Genomic DNA, 23443 nt, shown 5'->3' on the forward strand with positions numbered 1-23443 from the left:
AATCAATTAGTTAGCTGCTGACACCACAGGCCCCCGGAGGCTGCCGCTTCCAGGGGCTCACCAACGCGAATCAGCCTTACTTGAGTCCAGCGTACTCTTTTTCCCAGCGCTTCAGCACCTTCTTCCCAGCACCGCCCAATACGTCGATCGCCTGGCGCAGGCGGGCGCGGCTGAGGTCGGGGCCCAGGAGCACCATGGCTTCCATCACGGAGAAGGACGCAGTGGTGCCGCTGATGGCGACAAACAGTGGGGCGTTAAAGTCTTTCAGCTTGATTTCCATGGCCGTGGACAGGGCTTTCACCGCCTGGAAGATACTGTCCTTGTCCCAAGCGCGCAGGGCTTCCAAGCGCCACAGGGCAAATTGAAGCAGCTTCTTCTGGTCATCCAGAGGCAGTTTGTTACCGCTGAAGCTGTCTTCGGTCAGGGGCAGTTTGCCAGAGGCGAGGAAGCTAACCAGCGGAGCAAAGTCACCGAAGGTTTCCATGCGCTCTTTCGCCTGGGGCAGAACCTTAAGCAGGTTGTCGCGGTTAAACATCCACTCGGTCAGGCGATCGGCGAGTTGCTCGTTTTCCAGTTCGCGAATCCACAGGCCATTCAACCAGGACAGCTTCTCTACATCGAATACCGGGCCGCCCAGGGAGACACGTTGAATATCGAAGTGCTCCAGCATCTCATCGAGGGAGAACTTCTCGCGCTCATCCGGCATGGACCAACCCATACGGCCGAGGTAGTTAAGCAGTGCCTCGGGCATAAAGCCGGCGCGCTGGTAATACAGGATAGAGGTGGGGTTCTTGCGCTTGGAAAGCTTGGTCTTGTCCGGGTTGCGCAACAGCGGCAGGTGGCAGAGCACCGGCATTTCCCAACCGAAGTATTCGTACAGCAGTTTGTGCTTAGGTGCGGAGTTGATCCACTCCTCACCGCGAAGAACATGGGTGATCTCCATCAGGTGATCATCCACCACATTCGCCAAGTGGTAAGTGGGCATACCATCGGACTTGAGCAGAATTTGTGCGTCTACCTGGGCCCAGTCGATTTCAATAGTACCGCGCAGCAGATCTTCCACCACACAGGTGCCGCTCTCAGGCACATTCATACGCACTACATAAGGTGCTCCAGCAGCGCGACGCTTTTCAACTTCCTCTTCCGGCAGAGCCAGGTCACTGGGCTTCAGTGAAGTGCGGCCCGCTTCGCGCAAACCTTCACGGAGTTGTTCCAGTTCTTCTGCAGTTCGGTAGCAGTGGAAGGCGTGCCCTTTTTGTACCAGCTCATCGCAGTAGGTTTTGTAGATATCGCCGCGCTCACTCTGGCGATAGGGGCCGTGAGGGCCGCCGACATCCGGTCCTTCCTGCCAATCCAGTCCGAGCCAACGCAGGCTGTCGAGAATGGCTTTCTCCGATTCCGGGGTACTGCGCTGCTGGTCGGTGTCTTCAATACGCAATACAAACTGGCCGCCTTGAGCGCGGGCAAAACACTGGTTGAAGAGGGCAATATAGGCTGTACCAACGTGGGGATCACCGGTTGGAGACGGTGCAATTCGGGTTCTTACGGTCATGATAAACCTGATTGATAAATGGAGGACTCGTTAAACCGCAGGATTATAGCGCTGGCCAGCCTCTTGGCACAGGCGGGGTTTTCTCCTCAATAAGAATATTTACGCGCCATAACTTCATTATTGTGAGCTAATGACGTGACATACATCACGAAAAAAGTATTATTGCCGCCATAAAGAAGGAATGGCTTGACTAACGTATTACCCCAAATTTTGCAGGGGTTTCCGCGAGCAGCTTCTCCCTAAGAACGATAAATTAATCGCTCAGGATGGCATACCATGCAAAAAAATGTAGTTCGCACACTGTTTTCTGCTATTGCAGCAGGTACCCTTTTCAGCATTTCTGCCGCTTCAATGGCCGCTACTGATAGTGCAAGCAGTGATATCACCCTCTCTTTCACACCCACTATTGAGATCACTCGTGTAGACAACCTCACGATTACCGATCCCACTTTGGGTACCGATGCCGTAGGCACCGAAGATTTCTGTGTGGGCGGCCTCGGGTTCTCCACCTACAGCATTACTTTCGACAGTAATGACGGTGAGAATGACACGGAATTTACCCTGACCGACGGCACCAACAACGTGCCCTACAGTGTTGGTTTTGATAACAGCACCTCCGGTACTTTTACTACTGTTATCGAGGGCGATGCGCTGACAGGCCAAACCCGGAATATCGCTTCCTGCGGCTCCAGCGATAACGCGCGCTTCCAAATCACTGTGGCCAACAGCGCTTGGGAAACTGCAACTGTGCTAAATGGCACCACCTATACCGATACCCTGCTGATCACTGTCGCCTCCGAGTAACAGTAAAGAGTGGCTGGCCCTGCCAGCCATAGCTCAATATGGCAGGACGTCATCTGGGGCGCCTTGCACTGGCTTTGTGTCTGGTGCAAGCCTCCTGCCCCGATACCCTTGCAGCGACTGCAGCGACTTTCCTACTGGAAACCTCTGCTCCTGAAGGGTTTGATGATCTCACCGAACCCCAGCAACTCGTGGTGGATCTCTACTACGGCGGCCGGGAAATTGGTGCTGCGCAAGTCACAATAGATCCGCGCTTTGTTCGCTTTGACTCCCCGTCTGAGGTACTCGAACTGTTGCCCGAAGTTCGCGATACCGAGCGGATTCTCTCCATCCTCGAACGACCGCAAATAAGAAACAGTCACCATGTATGCCGCTCAAACCGGCAGATTGGCTGTGGCTACTTAATGCCATCGGAGTTTGCCGTTATTTACGATGAGCAGCTCTACCGGCTGGATCTTTTTTTCTCACAAGAGCTGTTGCCGCAACAAGCGGCAATCAATGATCCCTATTTGCCGGAAGCGAGTTCTGACTTCTCTGTCGTACAAAACCTGATCGGTTCCTGGAGTGGGGTTGAAAGTGATTGGGGCCCGGACAGCTATAGCGCTGCATTAAATGGCAACACCATAGTGAGCTTTGGTGAAAGCGCTCTGCATTCACAATGGTCAGTGGCCTCAGAGCAGGACAGCCGGATCCATAATCTATATTGGAGTCGCGATTTTCAGGGGCAAGCCTATTCGGCCGGCCTTTTACAACCCCAAGGGGGCTTTGGCTATTTCCGGCCCCAGGAAGCGATCTATGGCGTAGAGCTACGCACTTCCCAGCGCACCCGAACTGATATCAGTTATCAACAGGGAGCGCCGGTTGAAATTAATATGCCGGTGCGCGGTAGAGTCGAGGTATATCGGGATGAACGACTTATCCACACCGAACTACTGGAGGCCGGCAACCGTCTGTTAAATACCTCTACCCTACCCCACGGCGCCTACGATATTGAGGTGCGCACCTACGATGAAGCGGGGCGGGTATTGAGCCGGCATATCGAATTCTTTGCCAAGGATTCGCTACTGCCGGCCCCCGGCGAGTGGTTTTGGAGCTTGCAGGCAGGTTTGCCCACCCGCAGTTTTTGGGACGACACTCTGCCGGACCACTACGACGATGGAATTATTACTACCTCTGTCGCACGCCGTTTAACGACCGGATTGGGTCTTTTTGTTTCTGGCGCCGCAGCCGAGGAGCAGCAATTGTTGGAAGTCGGCGGTCGCTGGATTGGCGAAGGCGTTGAAGTCTCCCCAAGCTTGGTGACATCCGGTGATGGACGCAGCGGATACCGATTGCAGGCATTAGTTAAAATGCCCTACGGGACTTTTAGTGCAGTAAAAACCGAGCTGGATGCCAATACAACACCGTTCAACAACGATAAATATACATTACTGCCGGGCAGCTATTCCCAAACAAGTATGAGTCTGCGCACAGCAGTATTGGGCGGACAGCTATCCCTAAGATTCAGCGAGCGGGACCAAAACCAACTCCCCGGCAGCATCGACAGCGGCGATTCACTGAGCAGTGCCCAGAAGTTAAAAACCCTGGAGTTCCGCCACCCCATTTTTAAGAGCACCCATTGGCTCGGCAACGCCACTCTGTCCCACAGTGATGCAGACGGCGAGCAGTACACCAGTCTGGAGTTCCAGTTCCGAATGCGCTCCAAGCACTGGCAACACACCGCTAATCTCTATAGCGACAACAGTGAACAAAGCACTAGCAGCGAGCGATTTGCACTGCAAAGCCGCTGGTACGACCGGGATTTATGGGCGGCTGAATTTGAACAGCAGCTTTCTATGGAAGCATCCCCTGAAGCCAATTACCTGGAGGCCCGTACGCATTTAGCGGGACATCACGGATATTTGAATACTGCAGTTGGGCTTTACGATGATGATGAAGGCCGTGCTATCAACTACCTCGGAGGGTTCAGCACCAACCTGATTGCCACAAAAAATTCCCTCAATTGGGGCGGTGAGCAAAATCTCCAGAGCGCAGTTATCGTAAATATCGAAGGCAGTGAAGATAAAGATTTTGAAGTTTTGGTTAATGGCAGCCGCCGTGGATACGCCAAAGGCGGCACAACGTCAGTGATTAATTTACCGGCTTATCGCAGTTACGACCTTTCCCTCCGGCCCCTGGAAGAGGGCTTTTTCGATTACCGGGAAACCTCCGAAACCATTACCCTGTATCCGGGCAATGTGGGCGCCAGCAGCTACCAAATACTGCCACAAATCCTGGTACTGGGCCGATTAACCAGCCTTGGCCAGGGGCTGGCAAATACAGAAGTAATCATTGGCGAACACTCAGCGAAAACTGACCAATACGGCGTTTTCCAAATGGAATTCCACGGTGAACATAACACCATCCTAAATACAGAAGTTCGCTGGGGAAATTGTAAAGCCTCAATCGAGGCCACTTCATCGGGCGATAGCTGGCTCAACCTGGGAACCATAGAAGAGTCAGAGGCCAACTGCCAGACTGGGCAAATAGCAGAGGTAAGCCGTGTCCATAACTAAGAAGCTGCACAAACTTGGCCTGGTCTCTGCGCTGTTGATTCCGCTATTTAATATACCAGTACAAGCCCAGGTAAATTGCTCCAGCAATAACGATTTGCGAGTTTGTGGCTTGGAAGATTCACACACTATTGATTACGAATCAGAACCTAAAGAAATTCAGTTCACTACCCGAAGCCTGCTGGGAAGCTGGACCCTACGCTACGATGTAGAAGTGAGCCCGCTCAGTGGATCTACTTTCGCACTATTTGCGGACAGTGGTGAACAGCTGGATATTGATATTTCATTTCGAGCCAATAACGGCACCACGGAAACACTCAGTCCAGGAACTCAGTCCGCTACTTTTGCCGGCACCAGCGACGATGCAGATACTTATTTAGTGATCGAGCTGGACAGCAGCCAAATACCCTCTTCCAGCCGCTACTCCGCCAGCTTTGAGATGACACTGAATAATTATTTTATTATTTGGACTGCCGGCACCGAAACAGTTCAGTTTGACATTGTGCTGGACGTAGAGCCAAACATCGCCATTCGCAATCTGGGTGATATTGACCTCAGCAACAGTGGCACCCTGTTTGGACAGGCCATTGAGGGCAGTGAGGACTTTTGTGTTGGCGGTATAGGATTTAGCGGTTACACAGTAAACCTGTCCAGCGCCAATGGCAGCACCGGGGGATCAGGCAGCAGTGCCTATGAATTGGGGGGAAACAGTGAACAAATCCCCTACAGCGTAGCCTTCTCAGACAACCTGGCTGCAACTTCAGGCATTTCCCCAGATAGCCTGGGAGATATCTCCGGCAGCTTTAGCCGAACTTCGGATGAAAACTGCCTTTCTGATAATGCGCGAATTTATATTTCTATTGCGCCCTCAGACTGGGAAAACGCGGGCGAACCTCTCTACACCGATGTACTCACAGTAACGGTGAGCAGCCAGTGAGTTAGATATAAAATAATTCTTTAATCCGCCCTGCTTGCTATAGGCAAGCAACCAATTCTAATTAGCCACTAAGAGGAAAACGAACCCGCTCACTCTGCTGCCCTCGCAGTAAAACTTCCAGCTCACCGCCAACGGGTTTACCCGTTACTTCGATACTGGTGCCAGCGTATAACCGACCGGTGGCCTCAAGTTTTTCACACTTCTCTTCAGTCACACAATGACGTACTTCCACGACTTCTACATTAATATTGCCACTATTCGTGAGTCGGTAATTATCCCCTTCAGCCACTAGATCAATTTTATAAGCTCCACCTTTTGGCTGCACAAATACCAACGCTTGATAAGCCACAAGGATTTTTAGTGCCGTTCTGTCACTCTTAATATCACCTACAACGGGTTTAAAAGTCACCCGGTAGACTTTTTCCTCTTCAAGATCTCTATCTAAGGCCATTAAGCGAAAGCGCTTTCTCTCTCCGGGGGCCAGGACAGCTCTTGCGGGGCTGACAAGGAGTTTAAATTCATCAGGATTTATCACCCTGACTCGACTCTCATTATCATGGCCGGGGTTATCCACACGGAATATTTCAGTTTGGATATATAGCGTTTCATTATCTGGATTACTGACGAGAACATCATCCCGGGCGCTGGGAGTATCTTCCAGGTAAAGGACAATTTTATCCACAGACATTGCTGCCATTACTGGCTGGACGACAAAGAATAGCAGTGAAAGCAGTACTTTTTTCATAAAGAGCGGGTACTCTTAGAACTTCTTATAGTAAGCGCAATATCGGGCTGTTTTATCCACAAGTCAAATCGGAACCTAATGAACCTCCCTTAAATCAACATCACCAGCCCCGCTAGTAAATAAGAGGCAATACTGATTTGCCCTACACCGCCTGAAAAGGAAAACACTGCCAACGTAATAGATCATCCTGACGGGACATACCGCTAGCTAACTCAGTGGCGCGCTATCCATATGGGCAATATGCAATCGATTCAGCATCATCACTATGTAAAAACCCCAGCCCTCCATTGATAGCCCTCTGGTCCCATATTTCCTCCCCGTGAACCTTGCAACAGCGGTGGCACCGTCTATTTTTCCTGTATGACCCGGCTCCAGCCAGGGTCCGGTTCATCTCTGGGCAAAGGCCAAATTACGCCCAATTCCAGACGACAATAACACCCGCTTTTCGGACCAGATTCACATGTTAATTGCTCATCGCGGCGACAAGACCCGCCAACCAGAGAATACGATTGCCGCTTTCGAGGCGGCCCATAATCTGGGGGCCTGCGCTATTCAGTGCGATATCCGCTTCAGCGCCGACGGCATCCCCTGGTGCTTCCACGAGGATAGCCTGCACATCCCCGGCAATGACCAGTCCCAGGTCTTCCACTCCCTTAGGGACTCACAGTTACACCACCAGTCGATCAATCGCTTTATCGAGCTGGTAGACTGGGCCAGCTGCCATCGCCACCTGGATTGGTTTATCGGTATCTCACCTGCCAATATCGCCGCCACTGGATTTGTCACCGCCGTTAAAAAGTTAATGGAGCTGATGCGCAGTGAGAATGAGTCATTCGCTCTACTCACCGCAGACTGCCGCAGCCTCAGAGCCGCCCGCAATATGGGCTGGCATCGGGTTGCCCTTGAGATCAATAGTGTCTCCCGGTGCCTATCTGCCGACATTGTTACTTTGGCGCCAGAATATCTACTAATTCGCGACAGCCAGGTTGAATGTGACGAATTGCCCCCAGGCCCCTGGCAATGGGTTGTTTATGAAATCAACTCGACAGAAGAGGCAGTACTCTGGCGCAAGCGCGGTGCTCACCATATTCTCACCGGCAACTTGCCGCTGCTGATGCGCTCCCGGGAAGCGAGTGATGTCTACGGATTTTGATGTCCTGGTAGTCGGCGCAGGTATACAGGGAGCGGGAGCCGCTGAGGTCCTGGCCACAAATCACTATTCCGTAGTGATACTTGAACAGCTGGGTATCGCCGCCGCCACTTCCTCTCGCTCCTCCAAACTCATTCACGGCGGCTTGCGTTACCTGGAGAGCGGCCAGTTCCGTTTGGTCTACGAGTGCCTGCGGGAGAGAAAGTGGCTACTGGACAACAAGCCTGAACTCGTGAGAATGGTCCCTTTTTATATCCCTATCTACCAGCACAGCAAAAGACCGGCCTGGCTGGTCCGCTTGGGGTTGAGCCTCTACAGCCTGTTGTCGGGAATAAACAACAGCGATTCCCGCTTTCGAAAAGTCCCTAAATCCCAATGGGACAGCTTGCCGGGCCTGAATCGGGAAGGCCTGAAGGCTGTATTTCGCTACTACGATGCACAAACCGACGATGCCGCTTTAACCCGTGACGTTGTAGCTTCGGCAGTCGCTCAAGGGGCTCAAATAATTTGCCCTGGCAGTTTGGTAGGCGCAGAAGTCACCCGCGACCATGTCCGGATTGATTATGTAGCTAACGGCAAGCTCAACACCCTGCGCACCCGTGCATTGGTCAATTGCAGTGGCCCCTGGGTAGCCAATACCAATGCGCGCTGTACGCCCCCAGTAGATATTCCACCTATCGACTTGGTTGCAGGCACCCATATCTTGTTGCCTCTATCACTAGGCGACAAAATCTACTACGTCGAAGCTGATGACGGACGCGCAATTTTTGTAATGCCCTGGCAAGACAAAACCCTGGTAGGGACCACAGAGAGGCCCTATTTCGGCGATCCTCGCGACGTAACACCGACTCTCGAGGAAGAGAGCTATCTCTTACAGGCCGTACAGAAATATTTTGCGCAAGCCCGAGGGTTGAATGGAGAGGACATTTGCGAGAGCTACGCGGGGCTGCGAGTACTTCCTGAAATGGAGAAGAGCCCCTTCGCGCGATCCCGGGAATCCATTATTTGCTGCGATGACAATAAGAAGCCACGGATGTTGGCCGTAGCAGGCGGCAAATTGACCAGCTACCGCGCTACTGCCCGCAAGATACTGAAAAAACTGGAGCCCACCCTCCAGGCTGGTCGATCGATTGCCACAAAAAATACCCCGACCAAAACAGAAGATAGTTCCTCCGAAAGAGAGCGAAATATTTAAATACATTTTGAATGTGCAGTTTAATTTTCCAATCTCAAGTCACTTTAATATCAACCCAAAATAGTCATCTGACAAATAAATTATCTCTTCACCTTTTTACCGTAAATATGCCCAACCAAATAGAAAGCGAACGGTATAATCAAATAGCTAATAATCGGTACTATAATCGCCACAGCAGCAATTACTTGTAACAATTTATGATCTGGCAAAATTAGGGCTAAGCTGTCGGGAATAAAATAAACCAAAGGAATCAAGGATGAAAATGTAATTAATGTAGCAAAATGCTTATTGTGATGAACCATAGATATACTCCCGCCCTCCCGTAAAAATGAGAGGGGCTTTGAATTACTTTTGGTTTGCTGCAGTAAGGTAGCTGTTATATACCCATCGATATGTCGTATGTTGAGCTAATATGCCCCCAAGCTCCGTGCCGTGATCACTTCGCCAATCATCCATCATCTCAGCCAACACGGATGACCAGGTAGCAACTTTAACGCCCGCCTGCGTCATACGATGCATAGCAGCTTGTGTCACTGTACTATTCCAAGTACCAGAAGCATCCACTACGGCATATACATCATACCCTTCGGCTACAGCAGAGATAGCGGGAAACATCAAGCAGACATCCGTAACAATGCCAGCCATAATTATTTTTTTACGCCCGGTTGACTCAATAGCTCGCTTAAACTCCGGACTTTTCCACGCGTTTATCTCACCTTCACGCTCAATTATTTCACTGCCCAAGATGTTTGTTATCTCTGGCATAATAGGACCATTAGGGCCTTCAGGCATACTCGCGGTAACAACAGTGGGTAAACCTACTGCTTTCGCAAGATTTGCCAATCCCTTTATGTTCTCCGTCATCAGATGCGGATCCAGATCCCGACAACTCACCAATAGTCCCGTTTGATGATCAATTAATGCCAACACAGAATTGTCTTTAGTTAAGGTCTCTGAAAACTTATTCACGGTGCTACCTACCTATTTAATGCTTTAACTTTCTAGTAACAATTGCACTTGTATTAACATCTGCAATTAACTTACCGCTATAACTCCTAATTAAATCTCCATCCTTCACGTTTTCTTTTTGCCCAGCTTCAGAAAAGACTCCCCAGCCTTTAGTTAGGTAAACCAGAATTTCGCCATTAAATGAAATTTGCTCAGCTGCATTTAAATTGGCGATCTCGATAATCGTACTGTTATCAAAGGTCACTGTTTGATCATCGCGGCCCCCATAAACCCGGGTGACCTTATTTTGGCTGGGCATGTAATACTTGTAGCCTGCGGCTTGACCAGAGACAGTTGGTAAGACCCATAACTGGATCATTCGATTTTTTTTGCTATCCGGGTTCACCTCGTTGTGTGTAAACCCCTGGCCTCCAGCTCGCTGGACTTGCACCCCTCCTTTATCTAAACCTTTGCCATGCTCTAAAGAGCCCTCATGTTGTATTCGTCCATCCACCATGACCGAGATCACATCTATCTCACGGTGAGGATGCATGCCTGTTTCGCCTTTCGGATTGAAGCGGGCATCGGCCAAATAAACAAAATTATCGAGCCCTTCAGAGGTATGTGGATGTTTGTGCGGACCGAACACCTGGCTATCCGTGACCAACCTGTGCTCGGTAAGTCCAGCAAAACCGCCAAGTGGTAGTGAGTCACGTTTGAGGATTTTCATGATGTGCCTCCAAAATATGTAAGCGATGGAGGTATCTTAGGCACAACTTATTGTTTGATATATACCAAAATCAGAATATGACTATCCCACTTTCAACAACAATAGATTTCTATGAGCCAAGACCTCAAAGATATGAAGGTGCTTTTAGCCGTAGTGGAAACAGCTAGCTTTATCCAAGCCGCAAATCGCCTGGCTATACCAAAAGCCAACATAAGTAAGAAAGTCGCCCACCTGGAGGGTCAGCTATCAGTCAGGCTCTCAAATCTTAAAGGAGGTAGGTAGTATTTAAATCACTGTCTGCGTATTGAAGAAGAGATGATACTGGCCGAAGGGGAAGTGTCTGAAATCCTGCAGATTCATTACCGACCCAGCTCACCTTAAAATATGAAACTCCTACGAAAATTAAAGGTTAGGAGAGTCATCGAAAGTTATTTAATTAGCGTCCTGGTAAGATCCTCCCCATAATTTCGCAGTATGAAATAAGTGCTCGAGAAAATATAAGTCTAAGTTTTTCGGATGACTTCTAAATTATTAATCGAGGCACTGTTGCTAATCTATTGCAAAGTTAGAGCATGGAAAGAAAGGTCATTTATGCACCACATCCATAAAATATGATCAAGATTACTTAAATCTGTGCGTTTATTGGGGCTCTAGCTGAGATATTTAAACAAAGAAAACTATGTAATATCTGACCGCAAGAATAGCGGACGAAAAAATGTTATTTCTAAGCAATTAAACTTCTGTCTTTCCACTACGGAAAGCTAAGTTAAAAAAGAAGCTGCTATTTAATAACGCCATACAGAGTCCATGCTCTCAATGAACTGCTGGCAAGATAATACTCTGACCTTACCCCAGTTACTCACCACTTAGGCGAGCCTAGTAGCGCTAAGTATTCACCAAAAGAGGCCCCGGTTCTGGAGCTTCACTACCAGCCCAGCAAGCATACGTTGCCCAGCGGGGCAGCTGTCAGCCCCATGCAACCGGCACGACTGTTGAGCACAATAAATGCTCAAGAGGTCAAATTACCCTCACTCACATACATTTCCACATGGGGTCTACGTTTTACATCCCATATAATGGCGGGCTACTCTGTTTTTATTAGTCTGTTACACCGTAGTTTATGTCCGATTTTAGCCCCCATCGCTTTTGTACCGCTCCGCTTCTCGATTGGAGCGACCGCCATTGCCGCTATATGTGGCGCCTATTGAGCAAGCATTCACGCCTGTATTCGGAAATGGTGACCACCGGGGCAATACTGCATGGTGACCAACAGCGACATTTGCAATTTGATGCAGCTGAACAACCTGTCGCCCTGCAGTTGGGGGGCAGTGACCCTCAAGAACTGGCTGAATGCGCCCATATCGCTGAGGAATGGGGCTATAGCGAAATCAACCTTAACTGTGGCTGCCCGAGTGACCGAGTCCAGTCCGGGCGTTTTGGTGCCTGCCTTATGGCGGAACCGGATGTGGTAGCCGCAGGACTCACTGCCATGCGGGAAGCGGTATCTATTCCGGTTACCGTCAAGCACCGTATCGGCATCGACGATATGGAAGACTATCCAGGCCTGACCCGCTTCGTGGAGGCCCAGGCCAATGCCGGTGTGGATACCTTTATCGTCCATGCGCGCAAAGCGTGGCTAAAGGGGCTAAGCCCCAAGGAAAACCGTGAAATTCCTCCGCTCAATTACGACATGGTTTACCAGTTGAAGAAGGATTACCCCCAGCTACAAATTGTTATTAATGGGGGGATCAATTCAATTGAGGAATGCCAGCAACATTTAAGCCACGTGGATGGTGTTATGCTGGGGCGCGCGGCTTACCAAACCCCGACAATTCTGGCCCAGGTGGACAGCCAATTATTTGGCGGTGAGACTGGCCCGGATGCCATCCAGGTGGTAGAGCAGATGCTGCCCTATATCGAGCAGGAAATGCAGCGCGGACAGCGCTTGAATCATATCACCCGGCATATGCTCGGGTTATTCCAGGGGCTTCCTGGTGCTCGGCGCTTCCGCCGCCACTTGAGCGAAAATGCCCACAAGCCGGGGGCGGGTCCCGAGGTGCTTGAACAGGCACTGGCCCAGGTCACCCAAGCCGCTTAGACCACTTTCAATATGTAGACCAGTGAATAATTAAGGGAGGAACTATGAACAAGTTGGAGCAACTCAAACAGCGCAGCCAGGTTGTAGCAGATACGGGAGACATTGAAGCGATTCGCCGATATTGTCCTCAAGATGCAACAACCAATCCCTCCCTACTGTTTAAGGCCGCCCAGCTCCCTCAGTACGACAACCATATCGCCGAGGCACTTCAGTGGGCCGAAAGCCACCAGGGTGGCTCGAACGCGGAAAATATTGCACGCCTGGCCGCCATCAAGCTGGCTGTCAGCATCGGCACGGAAATCTTGCAGTTGGTGCCCGGGGTGGTATCCACCGAGGTCGATGCTCGCCTCTCCTTTGATACCCGCGCTACTATTGATTACGCACGCCACCTGATCGCCCTCTATGAACGCGCAGGTATTGCCAAAGAGCGGGTATTGATCAAGATCGCGTCGACATGGGAAGGCATTGCTGCCGCATCAGTACTGGAGCGCGAGGGAATCCACTGCAACCTGACCTTGTTGTTCAGTCAATCCCAGGCGATTGCCTGTGCCGAAGCCGGGGTAACTCTGATCTCCCCCTTCGTCGGTCGAATCCTCGATTGGCATATCGCCAACAGCGGCCGCGAGTCATTCCCTGCGGAAGAGGACCCGGGCGTAATCTCGGTGCGCAATATCTATGAGTACTATAAGTCCCGGGATTACAAAACCATTGTGATGGGCGCCAGCTTCCGCAATACCGGGGAGATCGAGGCCCTGGCAGGTTGTGACCGACTGACAATCAGCCCTCAGCTATTACAGGCCCTGGAGGACAGTGAGGCACCTCTCGCTGCTGGCCTGCCACCGGTACCCGCATCCAAGTCCCGGCCGACACAGGATCTGGCTGAAGCCGAATTCCGCTTTCAATTGAATAGCGATGCCATGGCCACTGAAAAGCTTGCCGATGGCATCCGAAACTTCGTGAAGGATCAGGAACGTTTAGAGCTATTGTTACAGAACCGAGTAAAGGGACAGCAGGAAATTCATGCTGCAACAAATCCGTAAACTGTTTGAGCAGATAGGAAATAGCGTTGATGTTGAAGCACGTGACGAAAAAGACGTGCGGATGATCAGCGCTGCGCTGTTAGTCGAGGTCGCCACTGTCGATCAAAAGCTCGATGAGTGTGAGCGTGAAACGCTCACACAACTCCTATGCCAGCACTACTCTCTCGACCAGACTAGTGCCACAGAAATAGTCAGTGAAGCTATTGGCCAACGGGACAGAGCCACATCCCTGTTCGAGTTCACCCAGGCGGTGAATGAACAGTTCAGCGAGAGAGATAAATACCTGCTGATTTTGCAGATGTGGCAGGTAGCTTTTTCAGATGATGTTATCGAGGCTTTCGAGGAGCACCTGATTCGCAGGGTGGCAGAGCTAATTTATCTGCCACACGGACTCTTCACCAAGGCACGCGCTGAAGCGAGGGATATGAAGCGTTGCTAAGAAAGGGAGATTTCCAGGACTGGGGGATTAGGAGAGAATAAGCGCTAGTGATAATGCGCCGAAGATTTGGCAACCGGGGAGCATTCTCGCTCGAGGGTATGTACCAAGTCGCGAAAAGTCTCGGCGTTTTGCTCGTTCATGCTCATCAATACCCGGTGAGCTTCCAGCACCTTTTCCCGCGCAGCACATTCGTCAGGACTATTACATACCAACGGCGTGGTGGGTACGCTCATATCGTGGACCGTGTCGCTGATTTCAACCAACGAATCAAAGCCCATAGCGTCCAATAGATGGCGGATACCTTTACCCGCAGAGAATACCAGCGGCTTGTCACAGCCCCGCTCCAGAGCGCGAATAGCAATCTTCGCCATCAGGCCGAGAGTCGTACTATCGACACCTTCTGCACCACCGAGATCAAATGCCACTCCGGCAAAATCACCCCGTGCAAACATGTTGTCGATAAAGCTATCAAATGAGGTACAAAGGTTGAGACGAACATCACCTACTAACTTGATGACGTAGATGCCCTGGTGGGCCCCAACCATAATTTGCCCGGACTGCATAACAACCCCTGGCTCACCCGAATACACCTTTTGATAGAAGTGCAGGCGGATGGCAAAAGTTCACTGGTAGAGAACACAATAGCATTTGACGTTTTTGGCGCCTAGTGCAATTTTGTGCATAAAGTGGGCGGAGCTTACTCCTGACTATGCAGACTGACAAGTGCGATAAAGCACAAAATTCGACTTCATAGTCGAAGACTATCGATAGAAGTTTTAGGCATTACTGGCGGCCTAAAGTGAGAATCGTAATATCGTCCGGAAGGGCACCAAAAGTATCCATTTTTAGAGACTGACAGAGCCTATCGAGTTCTCCCCCACTCTCTGAAATAGCCTGCAAAAGCTGGGCCTCTTTATCGAGCAGATCGCCCTGTAATAATTCAAGTACACCGTCTGAACAAGCGACCAGGCGCCAAGCGGGCGGCAGCTCAGCACGCATCACTTGCCAATCACCCCGTTCAAAAATACCCAGGGGACGCCCTTTTCCCGGCAACCAGTCTGCACCCGCCTCACTAACCAGAGCCGGCATAGGTATTTGCCCGGCGACGGCATAGTGCAACTGCTGAGCACTACTATCCACAACCCCGACAAACATACTGGCGTGCTTGCCCAATTTTGTGGATAACAACTCGCCATTGACCAAATTAAGGACATCCAACAAGTCATCACTGAGGGAGTCCAGCTGGGCAAATAAGGGGCGCTCCCGCAAGCGATGCATAATGCTGTGCTTAATCAGGGCAGTAACCAGCGCAGAAGAGACACCATGGCCCGACACATCGACCAGGTAAAAGGCTACAAAGCGCTCACCGAACAAGCCGTAATCAACAAAATCACCGCTCAGGTACAGGGAGGGAACCAGCCGGTAGGATGCTTCCACACCGCTGGGGTAGTGATAGGGGGTACGGGGAAGTAAATGCTGTTGCAGTAAACGGCCAGCTTCCTGGTCCCTGCGCAGCAGCTCCACATGATCCCGCAGCTCACTGTTGCGACGCTCCAAGGTCACTTTATATTCGCGATTCTGCTTCGCCAGGTTTTCTTCACCGCTGATACGGCAGATCATGCGATCAATAGCCGCTGCTTCTTCCAGGGGTTTAACCAGGTAGTCTTTGGCTCCAAGGCGCATCGCTTGGAGTACATCATCGGCAGCACTGTCTGAGGCAATAATTACCGCAGCCACTTCTGGGGCTATACGCTTTATCCGCCGCAACACTTCCAGCCCACTCATATCCGGCAAATAGCGATCAATCAATACGATATGGAAAGCACCGGGGCTGAACTGGCCGATGCCATCTTCCCCGTTGTTGGCAACACTTACCTGGAAGCCAAAACGCGAAAGCGCCCCTCGCAAAAAATTGCGGGAGCGCTCATCGTCGGTAAGCACCAGGCTACTGGGGCCGGCCATATAAAGGCTCTAAAAAGTTATCTGCCCTAGGTAACAAATCAGTAGTCGGAAGCCTCTTCCACTTCACCCTGATCAATTGCCTCTGCGGCCTCTTCTTCAGTTTGAACATCCATTTCACCATCGACAATCAAATAGTCGCGGCGCTGCAGGTAAGCATCCCGCAAGAGTACATAGCGATCACCATGCAACAGGGACTCCGCTTGCAGCAGGCTGGCACGGCTCTGAATGATATCTGTACCCTTCAATGCATATTTGGTCGCGTCGTCATTTACATAGGTCAAGGGGTTGGTGTAGTAATCCACGACCCTGGCAGGGGTATCCCGTACAGTGGATGGACCCAGTAGCGGCAAAACCAGGTAGGGGCCAGAAGGCACACCCCAAACAGCCAAAGTCTGGCCAAAGTCCTCGCCATCACCCTGCTCGAGACCCATGTGCTGGGCAACATCCAGAATACCGACAATACCTACCGTGGAATTCACCAGGAAACGACCCGCGTCATTGCCCGCTTGGCCCCATTTACCCTGCAGAACATCATTAAAAGTATTGGTAACTTCGCGCAGATTGTCGAAAAAGTTGCTGACACCGTGCTGCACGAAAATCGGGGTAATTTGGCGATAGCTGACAGCGGCGGGCTTCAACACATAGCGATCTGCACCATCGTTGAAGGAGAATATGGCCCGATTAAAACCTTCCCAGGGGTCGCGAAGTGATAAATCTTCGCCCTCGGCACCACCAAATTCATCGGCAGGATCAAAGCCGTACTCATCCTCGAGAGACAGGCCCCCGTCATCGGCGCTGGTATCCTCTGCTCCGCTGGTATCTACCGCAGCCGGGTTTTGAGCTGCACCACCAAACGGATCTTGTTGCGCTAGTGCCCCTACTGGAGTAACAGCTATCAGAGTTGCCATTAACCAGGGCGATAAAGTTTTGCTTCCAAGCACAACCCTGCTCCTCTTATATCAAACTAGTGAGACCAAGGATTCTAACGCCCTAGTAATTCGTAAGCTACCCTCGGCAGCATAGCAGCTGGGATTTGCCAAAGATAAAGGAGTTTCAGGCAATCACAGGCTAAGCCTTTAAACCGGCAATAACCCCTTTATTCAGTAGTTTTTCTAATAAATCGGCACCAAAATCAAATAAGGAGTCACGACTAATATTGGGTAATTCCTGAGCCATCTGTTCCAATATTTGTAAGCCGGTGTAATCGCCCGCAGAGACCAACTGCAGCAATCTGGCGGTGACGGCATTGATCTCCATAAAATTCACTTTGTCGGAACGATCCCGGTAAACGAAAAGGAACGTCGGTACCTCCGGCGGCTCTTGGGGCTGAAAATCCGGCCCCAACCGATGCACTGGGTAGCAATAGCTGAGGCTCCAGACCAGGGGGGAAACTACAGAAACTTGCTGTAAAACATCCCCCTCTATCGCCAGCCCTTCCGGTAATTCCACATCACTGACATCTAAAGCCAACTCCACCCACTCGTAGTGGGCAAGCTCCAACAGGAACGGAGGATCTTGTGGTTGCTCTCCCCGTTCGTTCTGTAAATATGAGAGAAACTCTTCACTGATCTGCAAAAAATACGGGCTAACGGATGTATGTTTGTGGACAAAATCACGCACCATTTGATGCCAGTTTTCGTCGCTATAAAGACTGCGCAATACCGGAAATCCACTGGCAACAAAGGACTCAATATTGTTGTAAATCAAATCTCGATAAATAGCGACACGTCGGTCCTCAATTTCTGCCGGCGGCGCAACTTGATCCGGTGCGCGCAAATGGGCAGCAAAGTCCCGCTGCACACTTTTGAATGTCTCGGGCTTATCGACGACTGAGGACATAATTCTCTTCCACCTGGTGACTGGCCTGAATGGTTTTAATATGTCCTACTTCTTCGAGTAATTTGGGAATCGGCGGAATATTAAAATCCCGCTCAAGTAGCGTCGGCATCACACCGTGAATATCGTAGGCGCGATCGAGTAGCTCCCACACAGGATCAATAACCGGTGCACCATGGGTGTCCACCTTTAAATCCTCTGCCTCATCATAGTGCCCGGCAATATGTACGTAGCGAATTCTTTCAGTAGGTAGTGCAGATAGAAAGTCCAGCGCATCGTAGCGGTGGTTAATCGAGTTTACATAAATATTGTTCACGTCCAGAAGCAAATCACAATCGGCCTCTTCCAGCACCGCATTTAAAAAAGCCAGTTCAGTCATCTCCTGGCCCGGCGCCGCATAGTAGGAGACATTCTCCATTGCAATCCGTTCTTCCAGTGCGTCCTGAACCATACGGATTCGCTCGGCAACATACATCACCGCTTCTTGCGTAAAGGGAATGGGCAATAAATCGTACAGATGGCCGTGATCTGAGCAATAACTCAAGTGCTCACTGTAACCGCGAATATTGTGTTGCTTGATAAATTTTTTAATGGCTGCAACCAATTCCATATCCAATGGTTCTGGTGCACCAATCGAGAGAGATAAACCGTGAAGTAAAAAGGGAAAACGCTCTGTATATTCCTTGAACCAGCGCCCATAGCGACCGCCAACACCAATCCAATTCTCAGGTGCTACCTCCAGAAAATCTACGGCATCTGTATCAAGGTTTTCACCCATCATTGAGCGGCGCAATCCAAACCCAGCGCCTTCTACGGAAAACTCGCGCAACACTTTCAGGTCTCACTTTTTTCAGCGATCAATAAAAAACAGGGTGGATCGCTAAAGCGTATCCACCCTCTTTAAGTACAGCGAAAAATTACCCGCCACACTTACCTTCGCCGCACTTACCTTCTTTTTTCTTACCTTCGCCGCACTTACCTTCGCCGCACTTGCCTTCTTTTTTCTTACCTTCGCCGCACTTGCCTTCGCCGCACTTACCCTCTTTCTTTTTATCATCACCATCGTGATCAGCCAGCGCCACGTTGTAGCCTGAGCTCAGGTCTGCTGCGGCAAAGGGGTTAGCATTGCTGTTGGCAGCAGATACATTCATAGCGGCAGTGGCGATAAACGCTGCGCCAACTGCGGCGGCTACAGGGGAAAGGTGCTTCTTGTTCATAGTGAATCTCCTAACTAGGTGTCCTTAGCAATAAAAAGTACAAGAGACTTTTTTCCACTCCGCAGAAGTATAATGCTGCGAAACAAAAATCAGTCATTGAATAGAACCCGCCACAAAATAACCGGTATCAAGGGGTCATTCTGGGCTCCAGGCCTGCTTTCAGTACTTCTGTCGGGCTCTCCATCAAATTCTTACACTTGATCAAAATTTTTTTTGTGATCTCTTTTCCATAGAGAAAATCAACCAAGCAAACCTTTCCCATCAATTTCTGCCCATGACTTGCTTAAGCGCTTGGATGACACCGGCATCAGGGTTTTTAGAGTCTGCGCGAATAAGGAAACACGAAATTCCTCCAACATCCAGCGAAACTCACGCAATTCTGCCTCTGCAGAGAGTTCTCTGGGTGAATATTTCTCCACTTGCGCCAAGTAAGGCTCCGCCGCCTTCTGGTATTCAACTTGCAGTTTTCGGTCACGGTTAGGGTCGAGAGCGGCCTTTTCCAAGCGCATTGCGATCGCCTTCAGATAGCGGCCGTACTGGCGCAGCCATGACAGCGGAGTATCAAACAAGCAGCCTCGGTAGAAGAGTCCACCCAGTTGCTGCTGGATATCCCCCACCGCCATTGCGACCGCCAGGTTTTTTTGCTGTTTGATTTGTTTGCGCAGTGGCACCAGCTGAGCCAGGGCCTTGACCAACAGATCACCAATCTCCTGGGCCACCCCCACCAAGTCACCGTCATTTTCCAAAGCGGCCAGGAATTCAGCTTCGGTGCGCGGCAACTCCTCTTTAGGCCAGAAAACTTCGCGCACGGCTGCCATCAGGATGTCGTCAGCTACCTCCTCACGACGCCCCAGATCCGCTGCAGAAAGCCCCAGCTCCTTGCCTCGCAACAGCTCTTTGCGCAGATACTTCACCTTCTCCGGCAAGTGCAACAGAGCCAAACGGCAAATACCCGCGCGAGTAAGCCTGCGAGCCTCACTGGGGTTATCCAGTAGCTTCAGGGAGACACTGTCTTTTCCTTCAACCAGCGCGGGGTAAGCCCGCACCTTGAGCCCGCCCTGGTTGAGGGTATGAGTCTCTGGAAGATCACCGAAGTCCCAGCGGGAAATACCCTCCCGCTCAAAACTGTCGCCAGCCGTTGCCAACCCCTGCTGTACCCGATCCCGGTAGCGCGCCTGCAATAGGGCCAAATCCCGATCTTGATCCAGCAATTTGCCGGCTTCATCCATCACCTGGATATTGAAACGGTAATAATCTTCCAAGGCCTGTTCCGCAGACTCCCATACCTCATCTGGCAACTGCTGTGCTGTCTGGCGTTTCAGCTCCAGAGCCAACGACTGCCACAACGGGGTATTGTCTGCACGCAGTCGGGGCAAAGCCTTATCTATCGCAGCCGGCACTGGCACAAAATACTTGCGCCACTGCTTGGGCAGGGCTTTTACCAGAGCGATGCACTTGTCCCGCAAGATGCCCGGCACCAACCAGGAGAGGCGAGCTGCCGGCACCTGGTGCAGCGCTGCAACCGGCACCTGGATACTGACGCCATCATCCACACTGCCAGGCTCAAAGTGATAGCTGAGCGGATAGACAATACCGCCCGCCTGCAACTCATTGGGGAATTGGGCCTCTCCCACATGATCGGCACTCTGCTGCATCAATAAGTCGCGGGGAATAAACAGCAGCTGTGTATCGCTGGATTCCGCTTTCTTGCGCCAGTGCTCAAATCCAGCCAGGTTGACAATATCCGCCGGGATACGCTCATCAAAGAAGCGGTACACCACTTCATCATCCACCAAAATATCCCGGCGGCGGGATTTGGCTTCCAGCTCTTCCAGGGACTTCAACAGGTCGAGGTAGTGCTTATAAAATCGCCCCTTACCGCGATAGCGTTGCTCCACCAGCGCCTGGCGAATAAACACTTCCCGAGAAGTTTGCGGGTCCAGTTTGCCGTAGGGAATTCGGCGTTTTTCCACCAGCACCAAACCGTAAAGGGAGACCTTCTCAAAGGCCATTACCTGCCCGGAGCGAGCGTCAAAATGGGGTTCAAAATAATTGCGCTTAACCAGGTGCTGCGCGGCGGCCAATATCCACTCGGGCTCGACCTTGGCTACGGTATGGGCGAACAGGCGGCTGGTTTCCAGTAACTGGGCAGACACCACCCAGCGGGGAGGTTTTTTAAATTGGCCAGAGCCAGGGAAAATATGGAAACGACGATTGCGACAGCCGTTAAACTCCTTGTTTTCATCCCGCGCGCCAATATTGCCCAGCAATCCCACCACGATGGCTCGGTGTATCGCTTCGTATTCCGCCGGCTCTTTGTTTTCTTTAACTTCGAGATCGCGACAAGCTACGCGCAACTGATGGTGGATATCTCTCCACTCACGCATACGCAGCCAGGAAAGGAAGTTTTTCTGGCACCACTTGCGCAACTGATTTTGACTCAGTTCCTGACGCTGGACTTCAAAGGCATCCCATAGCTGAACGAAGGATAAAAAATCCGATTGTTCATGCTGCCACTGGCGATGTTTTTCATCCGCAGCCTGGCGTTTTTCTGCCGGGCGCTCGCGCGGGTCCTGCACGGCCAGAGCGGCGACAATAATCAAGAGCTCCCGCGCACTGCCATTCTCTGCCCCCGCCAACAACATGCGGCTCAGGCGCGGGTCCAAAGGCAACCTTGATAGGGATCGCCCCAATTTAGTGACCCGGCCCTGCTCATCTACCGCCTGTAATTCCTGCAGCAATTTATAGCCGTCATTAATCAGTCGTGGGTCCGGCGGATCGACAAATGGAAACTCGCGGATATCACCGATACGCAACTGCAACATTTGCAGAATGACTGCGGCCAGATTCGTGCGCAGGATTTCCGCATCGGTAAATTCCGGGCGCTGCTCAAAATCCCGCTCTTCATACAAGCGCACACAAACACCGGCGCTGACACGGCCACAGCGACCGGCACGCTGGTTGGCGCTGGCCTGGGAAACCGGCTCTATAGGCAGCCGCTGAATTTTACTGCGGTAGCTGTAGCGGCTCACTCGTGCAGTACCCGGGTCGATCACATAACGGATACCGGGCACGGTAATAGAGGTCTCTGCCACATTGGTAGCGAGTACAATGCGACGGCCTTTATGGCCGTGGAAAACTTTGGCTTGCTCCGCAAGGCTCAAGCGGGCATACAAGGGCAGCACTTCCAATTGCGCTATCTGTGCATCGCGCAAAGCCTTGGCGCACTCGCGGATTTCCCGCTCGCCGCTCATAAATACCAGGATATCCTCACCGCGCCGACTGCTGGACTTTTCCTCGTGCAGCAACTCCTCCACAGCAGTGACCACCTGCTCGTTGAGATCTGCATCCGTATCCGCTGCGGGGCGATAGTGAACTTCCACCGGGTAGGTACGACCGGAAACCTCGATAATCGGCGCATCGCCAAAGTGCCGGGAAAATTTTTCCAGGTCGATGGTGGCCGAGGTAATTATCAGTTTCAGGTCAGGGCGCTTGGGCAGTATGGTTTTCAAATAGCCCAACAGAAAATCAATATTAAGGCTGCGCTCATGGGCCTCATCGATGATCAACGTATCGTATTTATTTAACAGGGGATCGCGCTGAATTTCAGCCAGCAGGATACCGTCTGTCATCAGTTTGACGTGGGTATGCTCGGTGCTGTGGTCGGTAAAGCGCACCTGGTAACCGACGGACTCTCCCAGGGGCTGCCCCAGTTCCTCAGCAATTCGATTGGCTACAGTGCGCGCGGCAATCCTGCGCGGCTGAGTGTGGCCGATCTGGCCGAAAATTCCCCGGCCCAGTGACAGGCAAATTTTTGGCAACTGAGTGGTTTTACCAGAACCGGTTTCACCGGCAATCACTACAACCTGATTTCTCTCGATCTGCTCGGCGATTTCCTCCCGCCGCGCTACCACTGGCAAAGACTCCGGCCACTGCACTTCCGGCAACTTGCGCCGGCGCTCCTCCACCAGGGTCTCAGACGCTTGGAGCTGTTGCTCCAATTGGGCCAACATGCGATCTACCGGCTTGCCCTCTTTCTGGCGCCGGCGCACATTTTTGACAGTCCTGCGCAACCCATAGCGGTCACGCCCCATGGTCGCGGAGATTCGGGCCTGCAGCGCCCCCAGTACTTTTTCTGCTTCGGTGTGACTCATAATTCGTACAGCAATGGCAAACGCGGGATTATACCCCCTGAGCACCGCAGGGCTATCAAACCTTATTGTGGCGCTCATCTATACTGG

The 23443-nt window shown here is 51.4% G+C and carries 20 protein-coding genes; 9 read left to right on the top strand and 11 right to left on the bottom strand.

Annotation, left to right across the window (positions count from 1 at the left end):
- Nucleotides 1-76 precede the first annotated feature (76 nt).
- Nucleotides 77-1552, bottom strand: a complete 1476-nt coding sequence (gltX, locus tag ACYX4J_RS17545; RefSeq protein ID WP_476177203.1) for a glutamate--tRNA ligase — start codon at nt 1550-1552, stop codon at nt 77-79.
- 276 nt (nt 1553-1828) lie between these two features.
- Between gltX and ACYX4J_RS17550 the strand changes: the two genes are divergently transcribed.
- The 3 genes from ACYX4J_RS17550 to ACYX4J_RS17560 are packed head-to-tail and all read left to right on the top strand — an operon-like array spanning nt 1829 to nt 5842.
- Entirely contained in the window at nt 1829-2356 is a 528-nt protein-coding gene (locus ACYX4J_RS17550; RefSeq protein ID WP_413664496.1) for a hypothetical protein, read from the top strand.
- Between the two features lie 38 nt (nt 2357-2394).
- Complete coding sequence (locus ACYX4J_RS17555; RefSeq protein WP_476177204.1) at nt 2395-4908, top strand: TcfC E-set like domain-containing protein; 2514 nt, start codon at nt 2395-2397, stop codon at nt 4906-4908.
- Nucleotides 4895-5842, top strand: a complete 948-nt coding sequence (locus tag ACYX4J_RS17560) for a hypothetical protein (protein ID WP_444912169.1) — start codon at nt 4895-4897, stop codon at nt 5840-5842. Before ACYX4J_RS17555 ends, ACYX4J_RS17560 begins: the two co-directional genes overlap by 14 nt.
- 61 nt (nt 5843-5903) lie before the next feature.
- Here the strand turns inward: ACYX4J_RS17560 and ACYX4J_RS17565 are convergent, their stop codons facing one another.
- Entirely contained in the window at nt 5904-6587 is a 684-nt protein-coding gene (locus ACYX4J_RS17565; RefSeq protein ID WP_476177205.1) for a fimbrial biogenesis chaperone, read from the bottom strand.
- Nucleotides 6588-7047: 460 nt separating this feature from the next.
- Here ACYX4J_RS17565 and ACYX4J_RS17570 point away from each other — a divergent pair, with 460 nt between their 5' ends.
- A complete protein-coding gene (locus tag ACYX4J_RS17570; protein WP_444895102.1) occupies nt 7048-7740 on the top strand; it encodes a glycerophosphodiester phosphodiesterase family protein in 693 nt (230 codons plus the stop codon).
- Nucleotides 7724-8932 carry a glycerol-3-phosphate dehydrogenase/oxidase gene (locus ACYX4J_RS17575; protein ID WP_476177206.1) on the top strand — a complete coding sequence of 403 codons (1209 nt, stop codon included), beginning with the start codon at nt 7724-7726 and terminating at the stop codon, nt 8930-8932. Before ACYX4J_RS17570 ends, ACYX4J_RS17575 begins: the two co-directional genes overlap by 17 nt.
- A 345-nt stretch (nt 8933-9277) precedes the next feature.
- Here the strand turns inward: ACYX4J_RS17575 and ACYX4J_RS17580 are convergent, their stop codons facing one another.
- Nucleotides 9278-9901: an isochorismatase family protein gene (locus tag ACYX4J_RS17580; protein ID WP_413664490.1), complete on the bottom strand. Its 624-nt coding sequence runs from the start codon at nt 9899-9901 to the stop codon at nt 9278-9280.
- 16 nt (nt 9902-9917) lie between these two features.
- Complete coding sequence (locus ACYX4J_RS17585) at nt 9918-10610, bottom strand: pirin family protein (RefSeq protein WP_476177207.1); 693 nt, start codon at nt 10608-10610, stop codon at nt 9918-9920.
- Between the two features lie 132 nt (nt 10611-10742).
- Here ACYX4J_RS17585 and ACYX4J_RS17590 point away from each other — a divergent pair, with 132 nt between their 5' ends.
- From ACYX4J_RS17590 to ACYX4J_RS17605, 4 genes are all read left to right on the top strand, one after another.
- Nucleotides 10743-10892: a helix-turn-helix domain-containing protein gene (locus ACYX4J_RS17590; RefSeq protein ID WP_444908432.1), complete on the top strand. Its 150-nt coding sequence runs from the start codon at nt 10743-10745 to the stop codon at nt 10890-10892.
- 838 nt (nt 10893-11730) lie between these two features.
- Nucleotides 11731-12708 (top strand): tRNA dihydrouridine(20/20a) synthase DusA, encoded by a 978-nt coding sequence (dusA, locus tag ACYX4J_RS17595; RefSeq protein WP_476177208.1) that lies wholly within the window; start codon nt 11731-11733, stop codon nt 12706-12708.
- A gap of 44 nt (nt 12709-12752) precedes the next feature.
- Nucleotides 12753-13748: a transaldolase gene (tal, locus tag ACYX4J_RS17600; protein ID WP_476177209.1), complete on the top strand. Its 996-nt coding sequence runs from the start codon at nt 12753-12755 to the stop codon at nt 13746-13748.
- Nucleotides 13729-14187, top strand: a complete 459-nt coding sequence (locus tag ACYX4J_RS17605; protein ID WP_282934160.1) for a tellurite resistance TerB family protein — start codon at nt 13729-13731, stop codon at nt 14185-14187. The genes tal and ACYX4J_RS17605 overlap by 20 nt, the downstream gene beginning before the upstream one ends.
- A gap of 44 nt (nt 14188-14231) precedes the next feature.
- Here ACYX4J_RS17605 and ACYX4J_RS17610 read toward each other — a convergent pair whose 3' ends face one another.
- The 7 genes from ACYX4J_RS17610 to hrpA form a co-directional block, all read right to left on the bottom strand.
- Complete coding sequence (locus tag ACYX4J_RS17610; RefSeq protein WP_282934161.1) at nt 14232-14750, bottom strand: STAS domain-containing protein; 519 nt, start codon at nt 14748-14750, stop codon at nt 14232-14234.
- A gap of 220 nt (nt 14751-14970) precedes the next feature.
- The gene (locus ACYX4J_RS17615; RefSeq protein WP_445363291.1) at nt 14971-16149 is read right to left on the bottom strand and encodes a PP2C family protein-serine/threonine phosphatase; all 1179 of its coding nucleotides are present in this window, start codon (nt 16147-16149) and stop codon (nt 14971-14973) included.
- Nucleotides 16150-16187: 38 nt separating this feature from the next.
- Nucleotides 16188-17090, bottom strand: a complete 903-nt coding sequence (locus tag ACYX4J_RS17620) for an MlaA family lipoprotein (RefSeq protein WP_476177210.1) — start codon at nt 17088-17090, stop codon at nt 16188-16190.
- A gap of 127 nt (nt 17091-17217) precedes the next feature.
- A complete protein-coding gene (locus ACYX4J_RS17625; RefSeq protein WP_476177211.1) occupies nt 17218-17988 on the bottom strand; it encodes an HvfC family RiPP maturation protein in 771 nt (256 codons plus the stop codon).
- Nucleotides 17969-18814, bottom strand: a complete 846-nt coding sequence (locus tag ACYX4J_RS17630; RefSeq protein ID WP_444916226.1) for an HvfB family MNIO-type RiPP peptide maturase — start codon at nt 18812-18814, stop codon at nt 17969-17971. Before ACYX4J_RS17630 ends, ACYX4J_RS17625 begins: the two co-directional genes overlap by 20 nt.
- 88 nt (nt 18815-18902) lie before the next feature.
- Nucleotides 18903-19202 carry an HvfA family oxazolone/thioamide-modified RiPP metallophore gene (locus ACYX4J_RS17635; RefSeq protein WP_108731896.1) on the bottom strand — a complete coding sequence of 100 codons (300 nt, stop codon included), beginning with the start codon at nt 19200-19202 and terminating at the stop codon, nt 18903-18905.
- A 239-nt stretch (nt 19203-19441) separates the two neighbouring features.
- Nucleotides 19442-23356: an ATP-dependent RNA helicase HrpA gene (gene hrpA, locus ACYX4J_RS17640; RefSeq protein ID WP_476177212.1), complete on the bottom strand. Its 3915-nt coding sequence runs from the start codon at nt 23354-23356 to the stop codon at nt 19442-19444.
- Nucleotides 23357-23443 lie beyond the last annotated feature (87 nt).

The organism is Microbulbifer sp. ABM4_008 (assembly GCF_056311705.1).